Source organism: Cupriavidus sp. GW823-FHT06D04 (assembly GCF_058795055.1).
The window spans coordinates 35,244-49,526 of the sequence record NZ_JBXAHL010000043.1; the positions used below are offsets into that span (position 1 = coordinate 35,244).

Genomic DNA, 14,283 nt, shown 5'->3' on the forward strand with positions numbered 1-14,283 from the left:
GTTTTATTCCACAGGCGGTGAGGTTGCGCCTCACTGCCATCCCTGCGGATTTCCGCCCACGCTGCTGCAGACGTCCATCGCGATCTCGCGCAGGCGCGGCTCGCTGCGCTGGCCCGAGAGCGCGTAACCGGCACCCGCGCTGGCCCAATAGAACGTGCGCCGGTCCTCCTGGCGCAGCAAACGGAAGGAGGCGTGCTGCGGCGCAGCCTCGGTGATATACAGCGTGAGGCGCCTGCCCGCCTGGTTCTGATACATCAGCTGTGCCGCCGGGCCGGCCGCGCCGGGCAAGAGCCGCCCACCCATCAGCGTGTAGCCGTATTCGTTCAGCGCTGGAATCGTCAGCGTGCGCGCCAGCCGGCGCGACAGCCACTCCACCAGGTGCGCCTGATCGGTGGCAGCCACTTCTACCGGGTGGCGCTGCTCCGGCGCGTAGACCGCGTAGGCAAGGTCGGCATGGCGGGAGAAAGCCCAGGGATCGGCCTCGCGCGCCGACAGCCACACGCCGCCGGTGCCGAGGATCATCCCCGCGCCGGCCCAGGCCAGCGCAGCCGACACGCGCCGCCACCACGTACGGCGCGGCAGCACCAGTACATAGCGCACATCCGTCGGCAACGGAAACAACGACCTGAGTGCGGCACCCTGACGCCGGTAATCCTCCACACGTGCGGAGGCCTGTACATCGTGCGCCAGCGCGGCCGCGACCTCGGCCTGCTCGTGCGGCGCAAGCTCGCCATCGACCAGAGCCGAGAGCCGCTCCAACTCCGGGCCTGTCGTCAGCGCGGTGGAACTTCGATCATCAGTCATGGCCTCTGCCTCACGACTTTGAAAATCCCGGGCCGGCTTCCAGCATCGCTGCCGAGCAGCACGCGCAGGTGCTCGCGTGCCCGCGACAGCCGCGACATCACCGTCCCCACCGGCACCTGCAGGATGGCGGCAGCTTCCCGGTAGCTCAGTTGCTCCAGCGTCACCAGCAGTAGCACGTCGCGCTGCTCCAGCGGCAGGCGGTACAGCGCGCGCTGCAAATCGAGCAGCAGCAGCCCACCGACCTCCCCGACCGGCGCTTCCAGCCTCTGCCACACAGGGTCATCGGCATCAAGCGCTAGCTCGCGGTGCTTGCGCAACTGATCGATATAGAGGTGACGCAGTATGGTCATCAACCAGGCGCGCGTATTGCTGTGGGCGCGCAGCATCGAGGTGCGCGCGAGCGCGCGCTCGAGCGTGTCCTGCACCAGGTCATCCGCCCATGCGGCATCACCCGTCAGCGCGCGCGCGTAACGGCGCAGCTGCGGCAGGCAGGCGGCGAGGTCGTCGCGCAAGCTCACCGGGATGGATACTCCTCGGGCTGGCGGCCAGGACCAATTAGTAGCCGCCGCGATACATTGCGCCGCCAGAGCTCCGGCTACTGCCACTGCGAGATGAGGACGAACCGCCCGCCGGATCCGTGCCACTGTCGGTGGAGCACGCCGCCACCGCCATCATGGCAAGCAGCAGGCCAGAAATCAGATGGGGCACTTTCATTTCAGTCTCCAGGAGGCAGGCCGCGGCGCAGCATTCTCCACGTCGGGAACGCCGCGCCCGGGCAGCGCGATGTTGCTGCCGCCGGAGCCTGTCAACTGAGTAAACGCGCCGCGGCGGCGCTTTATTCCACTGTCATGGATTTTGTCCCACAAGCCCCGCCGCGTGGGAGGCTTCGCGCCCGGCATTTTTCCTACTGGCCCTGCTCGGCTTCTTACTTCAGCCCCAGATAGTCGCGCTTGCCGATATGCACACCCTTATGGCGCAGGATGTCGTAGGCCGTGGTCACGTGGAAGTAGAAATTGGGCAGCGCAAAGCCCAGCAGGTAGGACTTGCCGTCGAACGTCATCGGCCCCTGGCGCAGCTTCAGCTCGATCGTGCGCTGCTCGCTGCCTTCCAGCTGCTCGGGCGCGATCTGCTCCAGGAACACGATGGTGCGGGCGATGCGGTCCTGCAGTTCGGCAAAGGTGGTTTCGGTATCGGCGAACGACGGCACCTCGATGCCTGCCAGCCGCGCGGCACAGCCCTTGGCGGCGTCGCTGGCGCGCTGCACCTGTGCCGGCAGCGCATCCATGTCGGCGATCAGGCGGGTCTGGATCAGGTCGGCCGGGTCCATGCCCTGCGCCTGGGCGTGGGCCGCGCCCTTGTCCAGGATCTCGGCCAGGTTGGCGAGTGCGCGGATGAACGGGGGAATCGAAACGTCGTACATCGAGAGTGCCATGGGGGATCTCCTGTGCAGGCCTTGGTTGGAAATTCTCATCGTCGGGGGCCGTCGGGCCGCACCGCTGCCGCGAGCATAGACCGGATCGGCATTTGCTGCCGGACTACCCCTGCGCACACGCGGCAGGCGGCTGGATGTCGCGCAGCACCTTGCCGACCGCGGCCAGGAAGCGGCGCCCCGCCAACGGCAACGGCGCCAGGCTGAAATGGGTCGCCCAGATTTCCAGGCCGACCGCGGGCAACACCGGCCGCACCGCCAGGGCCGCGCGCATGGCTGGCGTCACGCTCCACGCATCCACCAGCGCCAGCCCCAGGCCCTGCTGCACAAAGGCGCATGCCGTGACCGGGGAATGCACCTCGATGGCGGGCGCGCCGCTGTCGCTGTCGCCGAAGAAGCCGGCCAGCGCACGGCCCAGCGGCGTGTCGGGCGGATAGCCGATCCACGCGCTGCCGGCGAAATCCTCCGGCGTCACCGCCTCGCGGCCTGCCAGCGGATGGTCCGGCGGCAGGACACACAGCATCGGCTGGCGCCCGAGCAGCGTGGACGACAGCGTCAGATGCCCGGCCGGCACCATCGACACGCCGACATCGGCCCGACCGCTCAGGAAAATGCCGACCAGTTCGTCGAAGGTGACGCTGCGGTAGTCAATGCGCGTGGGCACGCCGCCCGCGCGCAGCTGCGCCAGCGCACGCGGCACCAGCTGCTGCGCGAACGCGGCGCTGGCCACTACGCGCAGCGTGCCGGCGCCTTCGCGGTGCAACGCCGCAGCCAGCTCGTTGACGCGCCGTACGCCGCTGTAGACCTGCTCGACCTCGGCAAACAGGCGCCGCGCTTCAGGCGTCGGCAACAGCTTGCCGCGCGCGCTCGAACAAGGGGTAGCCGAGCCGGCTTTCGGTCAGCGCCAGCACCCGGCTGACCGCGGGCTGCGACACAAGCAGCATGCGTCCGGCACCGCTGACCGAGCCCGCCAGCATGATGGCCTGGAACACCTCGATCTGGCGCAAGTTGAGCGGCCGGCCCGATGGCGCAGCCACCCCTGCTCCCATGCACTCGCCTGTGCCTGCCACTGCGTCCGACCGTCCGCGCTGCCTCATGCCAGCCCTAACGCAGCGCTGCAAGCTGCGCTGCAGGCATCGGACGTGCGCAAGGGCCTGGCGGCGCTGGGCGCCGAGCCGGCCGGCGGCTCGCCCGCGCAGTTCCGGAAGCTGATCGATGCCGAGACCGCCAAATGGCGTGCCCTGATTAAGTCGGCCCATATAGAGCAGCTGGACTGAACCATGCCCGCGCGGCCAGGCCAGGTGCCGCGGCCGGGGACCTGAGGGGCGCCTGAGGGGCGGCGGGCAAGATGGCGCACCCGCAGCGGGCAACCGGCGACCGGCAACCTGAATTAACATATCCGGTCATCGTCCCCGCTATCTTGCGGCCTTGTGGCCGCGCCCCACATGAATGCGCCGCTCCCTCTTCGCACGGAATGCCCGCCCGGCGCCTGCATCTGCGGGCGCGAAGCCTTGCTGAGTGACCCCAACGCCGACTTGCGCGTGCTGCGGCTCACCCGCGCCGAGGAAAAGCGGCTGGTCGAACGGCTTGAGAGCCTGACCAGCCTGGCGGAATTGCAGCGCATGGAAAGCCTGATGCAGGCCCAGCTGGGCATCGTGCTGACCATCACCCCCAGCGCCCGCGGCGTGCGCACAGTGCGCGGCATCAGCATCCAGGTGCAGGAGCAGCCCGGCCTGTGCCGCAAGATCCGCCAGTCGATCCCCGCCGCCATCCGCCGCAGCATGGAAGAGCATCCCGAGATCGCCTATGCGATCGTGGATGCGCATGACCTGCTGGGCGGCATCTGAACGGGACCGCGCAGCCGTTCAGGCGTTGCTGTCCGCAAGGCGCATCACGTGCTCGCGGATATCCACCGGCCATGTCTCGAGCCGCTGCGCAAAGCCCGCCACATCGCCCGCGAACAAGGCCCGCGTAGCTTCCTCGAAGCCGGGCAGATCTCCCGCCATCACCACCATGAAGTGGTAGGCGCGTTCGCTGGCGCGGCGGCCGCGGTCCTTGTCCGCGTTGTCCCGGCGCGCCTGCTCGACCAGCTTGCGCAGGGCCACGGATGCCCCGCCTGGCTGGGCGGCCAGCCATTCCCAATGGCGCGGCAGCAGCGTCACCTCGCGCGATACCACGCCAAGCTTCGGGCGCCCTCGGCCCCGCGGCTCGGCCACATCCGCTGCTTCGTCGTTGTCGCCGGCTGGCTGCCGCGGGGATTCGAGCTGCGCGGCGCGCTCGGCAGTCCGCTCAAGTAAGGCGGCCTCCGTCCCGCTCGTATCCAGGTCGATCGAGCGCCCGCTGCTGTCGTCGAAAACCAGCACGGGTCCGCCCGCGCCGGCTTCCAGCGCGCGCTTGAGCGCCAGCGCATTGGCTTGCAGCGAGCCCGTGGCGATACGCCGGTGGCCGTCGAAGGTGGTGTAGTTGTGAAGCGTTGCGTTGGTCATGGGGATATCCCTTGGAGACGATTCCCGAATATTACCCGGATAAAATAAGATGTAAATATCATCCGGGTATAAATAAAACCACCCCGCTGTCGGGTCACCAGGGTTCCAGGTTCCAACCATCCGACGTAGCCGCCAGGCGATGGGTCAGCCCCAGGCTGCCCATGAACACATCGTCGTGGGACACCACCACCAGTGTGCCCTGATAGCCGCGCAGCATCGTTTCCACTGCCTGCACAGACGCCAGGTCCAGGTGGTTGCTGGGCTCATCGAACAACAGCAGCTGTGCCGGCGGATCGGCATACAAGGTACAAGCCAGCGCGGCCTTCAGGCGCTCGCCGCCACTGAGCAGGCCGCTGGGTGCGGTGACCTTCTGCGCATCGAGATCCAGCAGCGCAAGCCGCGTGCGCAAGGCCGCCTCCCCGGCGGTGTGGTTGGCGGCCAGCATCTGTTCGATGGCTGAGCGCTGCGGCAGCAGGCCGGCCAGCTGCTGGTCGAGGTAGGCGTTTTCGACATGCACCGCGCAGCGGCCAGCCAGCGGCTGCAACTGGCCGGCAAGCAGCTTGAGCAAGGTAGATTTGCCGCAACCGTTGGGGCCGACGACGCCCACGCGCTGCTGGCCAGTCAGCACCAGGCTGATGCGGCGCGTGGCGGCCGGCACGAACGGCAGATCGACCTCCTCCAGTTCAGCTACGCGGCGTTGCGCGGTCTGGCTGACAGGCAAGGCGAGCAATACGATCGCGGCATCGTCCTCCACCTGTTGCGCGGCGTCGCGCACGCGCGCATCGAGCGCTTCGCGCGTGGCGGCTTGCTGCAGGCGCAGCCTGCCTGCCGATGCCTGGCTGCGCTCCTTCTGCCGGCCCAGCAGGATGCTGGCCTGGTTGGCATCGTGCGCCTGCCGGTTGCCACGGGCCTGCCGCCGCTCCTGGCGTTCACGCTGCGCACGCAGCGACTGTTCTTCCCGCTTGCGTTCGAGCTTGCGCTGGTCCAGCTGCCGCAAGGCGTTCTCTCGCTCCTGCGCCTTGCATTGCGCATAGAACGAATAGCCGCCGCCATAGCTGCGCAACCCGAGCGACGACAGCTCGACGATGCGCGCCATGCCCTCCAGCAACCGCCGGTCATGGCTGACCACCAGCAGGCCGCGCTGCCAGCGTTGCAGTTGCGCGATCAGCGCCAGCCGGTTCGGCCGGTCCAGATGATTGCTGGGTTCGTCGAGGATCAGGAAATCGGCATCCGACAGCAACGCGCCGATCAGTGCCACGCGCATGACTTCGCCGCCGCTCAGGGTGCTCGCCGGGGTATCCGCCTGCAGGTGGCCCAGGCCATTGCGTTCCAGCTCCTGCCGCAGCCGTTGCGGCATGTTCCAGTGCTCGCCGACGTCATCGAAGTCTTGTGCCGCGGTGCTGCCGGCCTCAAGGCGTTGCAGCGCATCCAGCACCGGTTGCACGCCAGCCAGCCCCGCCACCGACGTCTGCACGGCATGCGCAGCCTGCTGGGACAGGTAATGCAAGCTGCCCGACCGCACGCAACGCCCCGCGGAGGGCTCAAGCTCCCCGCCCAGGATGCGTGCCAGCACGGACTTGCCGATACCGTTGCGCCCGACCAGGCCGGTGGGGCGAACGTCAAATTGTTCGGACAGTTCAGAGAAGAGCGTCCGGCCGTCGGGCAGGACATAGGAAACGCTTTCCAGCGTCAGCTTGGGATTTGACATGCAAGATTCCAGGGATGCCAGGAACTCCCCCTGCTTTGGGGGCGGTGGAGACTGGCCGTCATGCAGACGGCGGCATCAATGGCGCATGGCAGGAATCCTCCGCGGATGGGGTTTGAATCGGCGAGGCATGGGGACGCATGCCTGAGTACGTCGCCCTGCCCTACTCTCTGACTCGGCTAAAACTATAAGTTCACCGGATCGGTAGCCAGCAGGTGATTGGAGAATGCTGCCTTGGTCTCGCACCGCCACGTCGCCCACAGCTTGCAGCCGTTCGGGTTGTCCGTGCCCCGGTCCAGCTCAATGGCAAGCCAGTTCCTGGCCGGCATCACGTACCGGTTGGATCCGGGAAAGAGCATCATTTCCGCAGACAGGTTGACATCCAGCGCCTGCTTCGACTGGGCAACGTTGTTCAGCACATGGAAGAACAGACGCTCCATGACCCCGACCAGCGAGGGATGCACCACGGCAGTACTGGTCAGCTGCTGTATCTGCGCCCAGTTGTCCTTCGGCCCCACGTCTTTCCTGTAGGCGACACCCCAGGCCGCGACATGGACATCACCAGAGATGATCGTCACGCGCAGCTGCTTCTGGCTGGCTGTCTTGAGCAACGTCTCTACCAGGCGCTTCCTCTCGCCCTCGTGATCGTCGTGGGTCCAGTGGTCCTTCAGGTCATCGGCACTGCTGTCGAGCACATGATCCTGGCCAAAGTTGTCCAGGAAGGCTTCGGCCAGCGACAGCTTGGGATGGACCACCGGCACGGAGGACAGCAGCAGCAGATGCTGGCAATTGATGCCGCCAGGGTTGGCGGCGTGGCCCGATTCGACACCCGACAGCCACCGCTGCAGTGCGCCCCAGGTACCGGGTCCAAGCACCTGCTCCTGGGATCGTTCGGTCCTCAGGTCAGCAACGATCAGACTGACTGGGCCAGCCGAATGCGTGAACGTGAACCCCGGCTGCTCGTCCAGCAACGGCAGCGCAAGCTTGTCACCGGACAGCACCTGAGACCACTTGACCGGTTCGAACAATGGATCGTCAGACCGGACCCTGACGTCAGTGCGCGGCACCAGGTCGGGAAGCTGTTCGACAGCATGCTGCATCTGGAAGACCCAGAACGCCCGGCGCGCATGGAAGAACAGCCGCTGGAACAATGGACTGCGCTGCATCTCGGGGCTATAGGAACCCCAGCCGTCGAAGATGTCATGGTCATCCCACATCATCACCGTGGGGATCCGTGCCATGGCCTGGGCAGCGTCGAGCGGCTTCTCTGCACTACCCCACCCTGACCTGGCATGAGGCAGCCAGCGCTCGCTGTAGAGCTTGAAATAGTAGTCCTCGATTTCTTTCTCGAGGTCAGCGTCCACCGGGTACTGCAGCTGCTCCTCCCGCGCCAACCCGATCCAGCGCTTCAGCAGCTTGATGTCTTCCCAGATCGAATCGAAGTAGATCTGGTCGCCGCCCATCAGCATCAGATGGAAGCGCTGATTGCCCTGGTCATGGGTACGCGCCTCGTGCCAGAGCTGCTCCTTGTCCAGCTCATAGCCTGGCGGACGGATTTCCTTGTCGTGGTTGCACAGCAAGTCCGCCCATACCGCGTTCTCGGCCTTGACCAGCTTGCGCATGCCGCCCGGGTCGGAGAATCCGTTGCACGAAACATAGGCCATGCGCGGCGCGTAGCCCTTGCCGGGCACGGTAAAGTGCCACGCCTCCCCGACACCTTCGATGCTGTACGGTACCCGCCGTTCGTTCTTGCGCAGCTTGCAGGACAGGTCGTAGCGCAGATAGGTGCGGCCCGCATGCTGCAGCAGGGTCACCGGCTTGCCGGCCTTGCGGCCTTCCACGGTGACCTGAGGAACCCTGGCTTGATCTTCTATGCCAACGAGCGCCGTCACCTTCCATGAGCCATCCGTTCCGAGGCCACGAAACGACAGCACGGGTCCGAGCAGTAGCTTGCTCATTTGTGATGGTCTCCCTTTGGTCACCTTTTGTTGTTCGCCCGCGGGCTGCGCTGGCGCGATCGCCGCGAAAGGCCTGGCGCCGGCAATGGGACGCCTGGCCATCCATGCCGGGGACATAAGGTGAACGAAGAGAGAATGCGCGTCAAGCGCCACCTGCTGGCTCGCCAGGGGCCTGTGCTTCAGGCACCCCGCCCTGTGAGCCGCGCCAGCGTCTGTTCCAGCTCGCGACGATCCGCCTGCCGCTTGGCTGGCGAGCGCTGGGCCAGGTTATGCAACTTGCGCCGTATGCCCGGCAACTCAACTGCGTGAGGAAGCCCGATGAGCCCGAAATCCGGCTTTTCATCCTCCACGGATCCAAGAAACGCACGGGATGGCTCATCCAGCCACTCCGCCACTCGCGCCAGCAGGCGCTCGCGGCTTTCCAGCAGCGCTTCCGCACTGACAGGCTCGGCAGTCATCCCTTTGAAATGCGCGTCGAACGTTGCCGCGAAATCCGCCGGCGCGCGAGGGGCCAGCATCTCCCAGGCAGGTTTGGGGCTGCAGGTCAGGTACACCAGGAAAGTCCGCCAAAGCCTCTCATCCGCACGTTCGTCCTCCAGCAGCAGACTGACATCAAACAGATCGCGCGGATGCTGCCTCGACAACGCTGCGGCCAGCTTGCCGGCATAAAGATCGGCGAAATCAAGCACCTGCACGGAGGCGAAGCCAAAAGCCTCCTCCACCTTCGGCCTGACCACCATGCTGCGCACCGGATGCACTGTGCCGCGCATGACCGGTGTTGTCTCGACCTGCACGCGCGCGCGGCCACGGCTGGCCACCAATCGCGTCACCGACCGCGTACCCTCGCCCGCCGACGACTGCACCTGCAGTTGTAGCGGGCGGGCGCGCAGTGCATCGGCCAGTTGCTCCAATGCCGCAGCAATCGAGGCCGCATCCTCGGCGAAGTCATGCACGGGCAACCAGGCCAGGTCGATGTCCACCGACAACCGCGGAAGGTCATGCTCGAACAGGTTGATCGCCGTGCCCCCTTTAAGTGCGAAGCGCGGCTCTTTCGCCAGGACCGGCAGGATCTCGACCAGCAATTGCACCCGGTCGGTATAGCGCTTATCCCAGATGCTCATCCAGGTCTCCAGGCAAAGTAATCTGGTAGGTCGGATGCAGGCGTCCACCGGGCACCAGCGCGCGCTTGCCCCGGCCCAGATCGACGCCATCGAGTGGCACATGCGCTAGCCATGCATGCCGGTGGCGTTCGGCCAGCGCCAGGAACAGGCGCTTGGCCTTGATGCTGCGGCAATGGCGCAGCATCATGCCGACCCGTTGCGGCCGCAGCGTCGTCATCGCCTGCATCAGCGCATCGACCTCATAGACCAGGGCCGCATTTGCCACGCCATCGCACAGTTCCAGCATGGCCCGCTCCGGCGTGGAACAGGCCAGGGCATCGGTGCCTGGGCTGACCTCGTGCCATGTCAATCCCTGATCGAGCAACGCCTTTTCCGGCAGCTCGGGCATGAAGTGCAACGCAGTCAGTTCGAAAGGCCCCTTGCCGTGAAACTCGAAGTGTTCGTTCAATGGCAGCTTGCCCACCCAGCCTGGCAGCCGTTGTGGCCCGTAAAGCGTGATCGTGCCCGCTTCGCCCAGGCGCAGGTAGTGCTCATGCCCCTGCATGGCCAGCGCAAAGCGCCCACCGACGTGCACAGCCAATGCCTCGTTGGCCTGAAGGGAATGGACCACGCCTTGCCACTGCAGGCGCCCGCCCTGCCTCATGTAGACACCACGCGCTGGCGAAACCAGCCAGCCACTGGCCACATAGCGTGCGACAAGGCTGTTGGAATACCCATGCGCGCGCAGCCATCGGCTGGATACCAAGGTGGTATCACCAAGCCTTACCAGAAGCTGGTTTAGTTTTCCGTGATTTTGATCACTCATGGTGTTCAAAATACACGCTTAGCAAACCCTTGCCAACGAAAGGTTTATCCCGATGCCGATTTGAGCACTATAAGTGATCTTTTTTCAACAATTATAAACCAGCGTCGTTGTGCAATGTCAGCCACCATGGCCAAAATCAAGCAGCACCTTGCAGCATTCGCCCGGATTGCCCTCGGCCAGTGCAAACGCGCCGGCAACATCGCGAAAATCGACGTGGTGCGTGACAATTTGCCCGGGATTGACCAGGCCTTTCGCGATCTAGTCAATCACCGTCGGGAACATCGCGCAGTTCAGCCGCGAGGCCGGCAGTCTCGCGCTCGCATTGCCGGTGCGCCATGGCTTTGCCCAGGCTGCCAGCATCCGGCTCAAATACGGCACGGCATTTCTGGCGGACCACCCTGGCACGTTGCGCATCAAGGAAGCCGCGGAAGCCATCCGCAAGGACACCGGCGGCAAGGTGGATCTCCAGGTATATCCCGCCAGCCAGTTGGGCACCGAGCCCGACATGATCTCGCAGACCCGCGCCGGGGCCATGGATTTCATGTCCACCGCCGGTACCAACCTGCAGACACTGGTGCCGACCGCCGGCATCAACGGCGTTGCCTTTGCCTTCAAGGACTACGACACAGTCTGGGCGGCCATGGATGGTGACGTCGGCGCGCACGTGCGGGCAGCGCTGGGCAAGGTCAACCTGCACGTGTTCGACAAGTGCCTGGACAACGGCTACCGCAATATCACCTCGGCCAGCCGGCCGGTTCAGACACCTGCGGACCTGAAGGGCTTCAAGATCCGCGTGCCCGGCATCCCGCTCTGGATCTCGATGTTCAAGGCGCTTGGCGCCTCGCCGACCGCCATTGCGTTCGGCGAGCTCTACTCCGCGCTGCAGGCGTCTATCGCCACCCACTTCTAGGGATTGGCTGTGAGGCCTTACCGTCACTCTTACCGCCAACTGCACTGAGGATTTGCTGGCGCGGGAGGTGGCGCGATTTGCGGGGCGACGACTCCTGGACGCATGACGGAGGCGCTTGCCCACCGAACGCGCCGGTGTCAATGAAAGGGCGCGGACGCGGTAGGCATCCTAGACAACGTGAGCGCAGCCACGATGGTGCTCACGATGATCTCCATCGGCGTGCCCGGTCCGAAAATTCCCTGCACACCGCACTGGCGCAGCAAGCGCCTGTGGTCTGCCGGAACAATGCCGCCGACGAAGACCGGCACATCGAGCGCGCGCTGCCGCAAGGCGTGTAGCAACGCCGGCAGCAGTTCCAGATGCGCGCCGCCCAGCGTGGAGATGCCGATCGCATCGAAGTCGCCATCGCAAGCAGAAGACGCAACCGCCTCGGCGGACTGGAACAGCGGTGTCAGTTCGACCACGAACCCGGCATCGGCAAGCCCGGCCGCCACCGCCCTCGCACCACGGTCGTGGCCGTCCTGGCCGAGCTTGGCCACGAGGATCCGGGGCGCGCGGCCAAGCCGCTCGTGCAGCGCACTGACGCAATCGCAGGCCGCCAGCCATTCCGTGTTGCCGGCGCGAGCCGTGCCATACAGCGCTGCGTCGTAGGACGACTGGACAGTATGGCGCGGCCAGACCTGGAGCAGCGCCCGGGTACATTCCCCGACCGTGGCGCGGCAACGCATGGCGTCGATCGCACAGGCCAGCAGGTTGCGCTTGCCCCGCCTGGCCGCCTCGGTCAACGCCGCCAGCGCATGCCGGACCGCCCCGTCATCGCGGCGGCTGCGCAGCGCGTCCAGGCGGCATGCCTGTTTCACGCGCACCTGGGTACCGTCGATCTCCAGGCATTCCTGACCATTGTCGTCGGGCTCCTGGTAGCGGTTGACACCCACCACGACCTCTTCCACCGCATCGAGCCGAGCCTGCGTCCGCAGCGCGGCCTGGTGGATGCGCCGCTGCACCCAGCCGGATTCGAGGGCTGGCAGGATGCCACCCTGGGCATCGATGTGCGCCAGCACCGCGCGAACCTCCGTCACCATGCGGCCGGTCAGCGACTCGATCAGGTAGGAGCCCGCCCACGGGTCCGCCACCTCGCACAGGCCAAATTCATGCTGGAGGATCAGCTGCGTGTCGCGGGCCAGCCGCGAGGCCTGCGCGCCCGGCAATGCCAATGCCTCGTCAAAGCCGTTGGTATGCAGCGACTGCGTACCGCCAAAGATCGCAGCCATCGCCTCGACCGTGGTGCGCGCGATATTGTTGAGCGGCTGCTGCGCGGCGAGCGTCCAACCCGAAGTCTGGCAATGCATGCGCATGGCGGTGGCGCGCGCGCTGGTGCCGCCCAGCTCGCACACGATGTCGTGCCACAGGAGCCGCGCGGCGCGCAGCTTGGCGATTTCAACGAAGAATGGTTTGCCGACGCCGAAGAAGAAGCTCAGTCCGCCGCAGAACGCATCGACATCAAGGCCGCGCTCACGCAGCAGGCCGACATAGGTCCTGGCATTGGCCAGTGTCAGCGCCAGTTCCAGCACCGGATCGGCGCCCGCTTCCTGGAAGTGATAACCCGAGATCGACATGCCGTTGAATTTCGGCGCATGCGCGGCCAGCCATTCGACCACGTCGGTGGCGATGCGCAGCGACGGCTGCGGCGCATGGATCCAGGTGTTCCGGACCATGAACTCCTTGAGGATGTCGTTCTGGATGGTGCCGCGCAGCTGTTCGAACGGGACGCCCGATTCCTCGGCCGCGACAAAGAACGCTGCCAGTACTGGGAGCACCGCACCACTCATGGTCATCGATGCTGACACACGGTCCAGCGCAATGCCTTTGAACAGGCGCCGCATATCGTCGACCGAGTCGATGGCCACGCCGGCCATGCCGACATCGGCCTGCGCCTGAGGGTCGTCGGAATCGTAGCCGCGATGGGTCGGCAGGTCGAAGGCCACCGACAAGCCCTGCGCGCCCTGCTTCAAGGCCTCGCGATAGGCGAGATTCGACGTCGCGGCGTCGCCGTATCCCGCGTACTGGCGGATGGTCCATGGCCTGCCGCGGTACATGGTGGAATAGGGGCCGCGAACGAACGGGGCCTCGCCGGGCATGTCGCCCAGGTGGCCAAGGCCAGTCAGATCGTCGGGCCCGTAGACCGGCTTCAGCTCCAGGGCGCCTGCCAGGTCGATCCGGTTCGCGTTCATCGTTGCCTCCAGCGTTTCTGCGTGACCACATCGGCGATCTTCTCGCCGTCGCGGCTGCGCCGGATCTCACACCAGTGCGTCAATCCCTCCTTGTCCTCGCGCAGTGCGGAAATGGTCAGCTCCAGCGACTCGCCGACATTGGCGTTGCCATGGAAGAACAGGTCCCGCGCGAACACCGAGGGCGGATCCGCGTCGCGGCGCCATTGCCATTCCGCGCGATCGACCATGGCCTGGAAGCTGGCGAAGTACAGCAGGTCGGCACCATTGAAGTCGTTGCAGGGGCACGGCAGGTATTCGGCCGCGTGGCAGACACGATGCCGGGCCTGATCGAGCCCGAGATGCGTGCCCCAGTCCCCGCAGCGAAACCGCCGTGCTAGCAGCGACAGTTCCGCCGCCTGTGCCGACGGGCCGGCGCCGGCCCACTTCGCGGCCACGGTCGGCATGGTGCGCACGACCGAGCGGTTGTCCCGCTCACGCGTGCGACGGATGAAGGTGGACAGCATCGTCACGCTGGCGCGGCGGTCCCCCTGCATGTCGACCGCATGTTCGCTGAGGTGCTTCACGCCGCCCGCTGGCAAGATGCGCGAGTCGATGCTGAACTCGGCGTGCTCGCCGACCGTTTGCGGCGCGGCATCGCGCACGCGGATCGCGGTGAACGCCGCATACACCGGATTGCCCTCGGCATCCCGGAAGTCCGGCACCGCCAGGCCGACGCCGGCGGCCAGCAGGCGCCAGTGCAGGTCGCCGCAGGTCTTCAGCAGCCAGTTCTCTGACAGGCCGGTGTATGCCAACTGGGGCATGCCGGCGACATGGCGCGAGACAAGGGCTTCCATG

The 14,283-nt window shown here is 66.1% G+C and carries 16 protein-coding genes and 1 pseudogene; 3 read left to right on the forward strand and 14 right to left on the reverse strand.

Features of this window, described 5'->3' with window-relative positions; all coding sequences use genetic code 11:
* Positions 1-30: 30 nt before the first annotated feature.
* From AC1Q7H_RS33890 to AC1Q7H_RS33915, 6 genes are all read right to left on the reverse strand, one after another.
* Positions 31-804, reverse strand: coding sequence for an anti-sigma factor family protein (locus AC1Q7H_RS33890; protein WP_013956878.1), 774 nt, complete (start codon positions 802-804; stop codon positions 31-33).
* A complete protein-coding gene (locus AC1Q7H_RS33895) occupies positions 801-1,322 on the reverse strand; it encodes a sigma-70 family RNA polymerase sigma factor (protein WP_013956879.1) in 522 nt (173 codons plus the stop codon). The genes AC1Q7H_RS33890 and AC1Q7H_RS33895 overlap by 4 nt, the downstream gene beginning before the upstream one ends.
* A gap of 37 nt (positions 1,323-1,359) precedes the next feature.
* Positions 1,360-1,518: a hypothetical protein gene (locus tag AC1Q7H_RS33900; RefSeq protein WP_153955951.1), complete on the reverse strand. Its 159-nt coding sequence runs from the start codon at positions 1,516-1,518 to the stop codon at positions 1,360-1,362.
* A gap of 211 nt (positions 1,519-1,729) precedes the next feature.
* Positions 1,730-2,236 (reverse strand): DUF1993 domain-containing protein, encoded by a 507-nt coding sequence (locus AC1Q7H_RS33905; RefSeq protein WP_492382204.1) that lies wholly within the window; start codon positions 2,234-2,236, stop codon positions 1,730-1,732.
* 103 nt (positions 2,237-2,339) lie between these two features.
* A complete protein-coding gene (locus AC1Q7H_RS33910; RefSeq protein ID WP_319609857.1) occupies positions 2,340-3,083 on the reverse strand; it encodes a LysR substrate-binding domain-containing protein in 744 nt (247 codons plus the stop codon).
* On the reverse strand, positions 3,070-3,282 hold the full coding sequence (locus tag AC1Q7H_RS33915) for a LysR family transcriptional regulator (RefSeq protein WP_319609856.1): 213 nt from the start codon (positions 3,280-3,282) through the stop codon (positions 3,070-3,072). The genes AC1Q7H_RS33910 and AC1Q7H_RS33915 overlap by 14 nt, the downstream gene beginning before the upstream one ends.
* A 93-nt stretch (positions 3,283-3,375) precedes the next feature.
* On the opposite strand from AC1Q7H_RS33915, the gene AC1Q7H_RS33920 reads away from it, so the two are divergent.
* A complete protein-coding gene (locus tag AC1Q7H_RS33920) occupies positions 3,376-3,510 on the forward strand; it encodes a hypothetical protein (RefSeq protein ID WP_249221176.1) in 135 nt (44 codons plus the stop codon).
* Between the two features lie 168 nt (positions 3,511-3,678).
* Positions 3,679-4,080 (forward strand): hypothetical protein, encoded by a 402-nt coding sequence (locus AC1Q7H_RS33925; RefSeq protein WP_013956882.1) that lies wholly within the window; start codon positions 3,679-3,681, stop codon positions 4,078-4,080.
* Positions 4,081-4,098: 18 nt separating this feature from the next.
* On the opposite strand, the gene AC1Q7H_RS33930 is transcribed toward AC1Q7H_RS33925, so the two are convergent.
* The 6 genes and pseudogenes from AC1Q7H_RS33930 to AC1Q7H_RS33955 all read right to left on the reverse strand — a co-directional run.
* Entirely contained in the window at positions 4,099-4,719 is a 621-nt protein-coding gene (locus AC1Q7H_RS33930; protein ID WP_211979765.1) for a DUF2239 family protein, read from the reverse strand.
* Positions 4,720-4,813: 94 nt separating this feature from the next.
* Positions 4,814-6,427 (reverse strand): ABC-F family ATP-binding cassette domain-containing protein, encoded by a 1,614-nt coding sequence (locus AC1Q7H_RS33935; protein WP_492382205.1) that lies wholly within the window; start codon positions 6,425-6,427, stop codon positions 4,814-4,816.
* Between the two features lie 182 nt (positions 6,428-6,609).
* Positions 6,610-8,382, reverse strand: a complete 1,773-nt coding sequence (locus AC1Q7H_RS33940; RefSeq protein WP_492382209.1) for an alkaline phosphatase D family protein — start codon at positions 8,380-8,382, stop codon at positions 6,610-6,612.
* Between the two features lie 179 nt (positions 8,383-8,561).
* Positions 8,562-9,503 carry a nucleotidyl transferase AbiEii/AbiGii toxin family protein gene (locus tag AC1Q7H_RS33945; protein WP_013956886.1) on the reverse strand — a complete coding sequence of 314 codons (942 nt, stop codon included), beginning with the start codon at positions 9,501-9,503 and terminating at the stop codon, positions 8,562-8,564.
* Entirely contained in the window at positions 9,487-10,308 is an 822-nt protein-coding gene (locus AC1Q7H_RS33950; protein ID WP_013956887.1) for a type IV toxin-antitoxin system AbiEi family antitoxin domain-containing protein, read from the reverse strand. The genes AC1Q7H_RS33945 and AC1Q7H_RS33950 overlap by 17 nt, the downstream gene beginning before the upstream one ends.
* A gap of 117 nt (positions 10,309-10,425) precedes the next feature.
* Positions 10,426-10,617 (reverse strand): annotated as a pseudogene (locus tag AC1Q7H_RS33955) (Zn-dependent oxidoreductase); the annotation flags it as partial.
* Between the two features lie 19 nt (positions 10,618-10,636).
* Here AC1Q7H_RS33955 and AC1Q7H_RS33960 point away from each other — a divergent pair.
* Positions 10,637-11,218, forward strand: a complete 582-nt coding sequence (locus AC1Q7H_RS33960) for a TRAP transporter substrate-binding protein (RefSeq protein WP_371827372.1) — start codon at positions 10,637-10,639, stop codon at positions 11,216-11,218.
* Positions 11,219-11,355: 137 nt separating this feature from the next.
* On the opposite strand, the gene scpA is transcribed toward AC1Q7H_RS33960, so the two are convergent.
* Both scpA and AC1Q7H_RS33970 read right to left on the reverse strand, forming a co-directional pair.
* A complete protein-coding gene (scpA, locus tag AC1Q7H_RS33965) occupies positions 11,356-13,449 on the reverse strand; it encodes a methylmalonyl-CoA mutase (RefSeq protein ID WP_153955955.1) in 2,094 nt (697 codons plus the stop codon).
* Complete coding sequence (locus AC1Q7H_RS33970; RefSeq protein ID WP_153955956.1) at positions 13,446-14,282, reverse strand: Pnap_2097 family protein; 837 nt, start codon at positions 14,280-14,282, stop codon at positions 13,446-13,448. The genes scpA and AC1Q7H_RS33970 overlap by 4 nt, the downstream gene beginning before the upstream one ends.
* Between the last annotated feature and the right edge of the window lies 1 nt (position 14,283).

Coding starts and splice junctions, on each gene's coding strand:
- AC1Q7H_RS33905 (WP_492382204.1), bottom strand. CDS start 2,236: ATGGCACTCTCGATGTACGACGTTTCGATTCCCCCGTTCATCCGCGCA.
- AC1Q7H_RS33935 (WP_492382205.1), bottom strand. CDS start 6,427: ATGTCAAATCCCAAGCTGACGCTGGAAAGCGTTTCCTATGTCCTGCCC.
- scpA (WP_153955955.1), bottom strand. CDS start 13,449: ATGAACGCGAACCGGATCGACCTGGCAGGCGCCCTGGAGCTGAAGCCG.
- AC1Q7H_RS33925 (WP_013956882.1), top strand. CDS start 3,679: ATGAATGCGCCGCTCCCTCTTCGCACGGAATGCCCGCCCGGCGCCTGC.
- AC1Q7H_RS33890 (WP_013956878.1), bottom strand. CDS start 804: ATGACTGATGATCGAAGTTCCACCGCGCTGACGACAGGCCCGGAGTTG.
- AC1Q7H_RS33950 (WP_013956887.1), bottom strand. CDS start 10,308: ATGAGTGATCAAAATCACGGAAAACTAAACCAGCTTCTGGTAAGGCTT.
- AC1Q7H_RS33900 (WP_153955951.1), bottom strand. CDS start 1,518: ATGAAAGTGCCCCATCTGATTTCTGGCCTGCTGCTTGCCATGATGGCG.
- AC1Q7H_RS33930 (WP_211979765.1), bottom strand. CDS start 4,719: ATGACCAACGCAACGCTTCACAACTACACCACCTTCGACGGCCACCGG.
- AC1Q7H_RS33915 (WP_319609856.1), bottom strand. CDS start 3,282: ATGGGAGCAGGGGTGGCTGCGCCATCGGGCCGGCCGCTCAACTTGCGC.
- AC1Q7H_RS33945 (WP_013956886.1), bottom strand. CDS start 9,503: ATGAGCATCTGGGATAAGCGCTATACCGACCGGGTGCAATTGCTGGTC.
- AC1Q7H_RS33940 (WP_492382209.1), bottom strand. CDS start 8,382: ATGAGCAAGCTACTGCTCGGACCCGTGCTGTCGTTTCGTGGCCTCGGA.
- AC1Q7H_RS33970 (WP_153955956.1), bottom strand. CDS start 14,282: ATGGAAGCCCTTGTCTCGCGCCATGTCGCCGGCATGCCCCAGTTGGCA.